Here is a 1,127-nt window from a genome sequence, read left to right as displayed (position 1 = left end):
GCCCGCGCCTGGGCCGCGATGCGCGGCTGCCAGCCGGCGCTCTGGCGATGCTGCAGCAGCGCCAGCGCACAGGGGTGGCCGTCGGCGTCGAGGGCGAGATCCGGCATCGACCACTCCACGCCCCGGACGTTGCGCCGCGGTGCCCAGTGAATGCCGAGCACCTCCTGGTCGTCGGCGCGCGCGGCGATCTCGTCGAGGCGCTGGTCGTGCAGCACCGCGGGCAGCGCCGCGATGTCCCACGCCGTCTCGAGCAGCGCAAAGCCTTCGACTCGTTCACGCAGCCGGCCCAGCAGCAGGCTCAGCCGCCGCCCCTGGCCGAGCATCTCCTGGGACCAGCGCGGCGCCAGAGCCGTGCCGGGCCAGGCGCGCGCGTCATCGGCCTGGGTGCGCAGCGCCTGCTCGACGAGCGCGCGACGATCGGCCAGCGCCATGTCTTCGGGCACCTGCTGGCCGTGGGAGCAAAACAGCACGCGCAGCCCAAAGCGCATGACGATATCCAAAAGCGGCGCCAGCCGCCCGGCCTCGTCCTGCTTGGTGATGATGCAGTCGTCCAGCGTCGCGCCCGCCGCACGGGCGGCCTGGCGGTAGCGCAGCACCACCTCCTCGAGGGTCTCGGGCTGGCTCGCGGCGTTGAGCACCAGTACCAGGCGCACGCTGGAATCACCGCCCTGAAGCTGGTCGATCTGGGTGATCACGCGCTGGTCGCGCTGGCTCATGCCGACGGTATCGACGATCACCCAGCGCTTGTCGTTGAGACGGTCGAGCAGCTCGTTGACGGGCTGCTCGGCGTCGAGGGCATACATCGGCGCATCGAGCAGGCGGGCGTAGATGCGCAGCTGCTCGTGGGCGCCGATCCGGAAGCTGTCGGTGGTCACCAGCGCCACCTGCTCGGTGCCGTGGCGCATGACGAAGCGCGCGGCGAGCTTGGCGGTGGTGGTGGTCTTGCCGACGCCCGTGGGGCCGACCAGGGCGACGATACCGGGCCGATCGAAGAAGGTGTCCTCGGCCTCGAGCACGCTCAGGCGCGCCTCGAGCTGGCGGTGCAGCCATGCCAGCACCTGGTCGTCGCGCGGGGGGAGGGCGGCGAGCGTGGCGGGAAGCGCGCAGGCGATCTCCTCGCAGAGCTC

Annotated in this window: 1 pseudogene; it reads right to left on the bottom strand. The window is 71.9% G+C overall.

Annotated features, from left to right (window positions below):
- Nucleotides 1-1,127 (bottom strand): annotated as a pseudogene (locus BIS11_RS18185) (flagellar biosynthesis protein FlhF); the annotation flags it as partial.

Source organism: Halomonas sp. 707D4 (genome assembly GCF_024158685.1).
Classification (GTDB): Bacteria; Pseudomonadota; Gammaproteobacteria; order Pseudomonadales; family Halomonadaceae; genus Vreelandella.
This window is presented reverse-complemented; position numbering and strand designations above follow the sequence as displayed.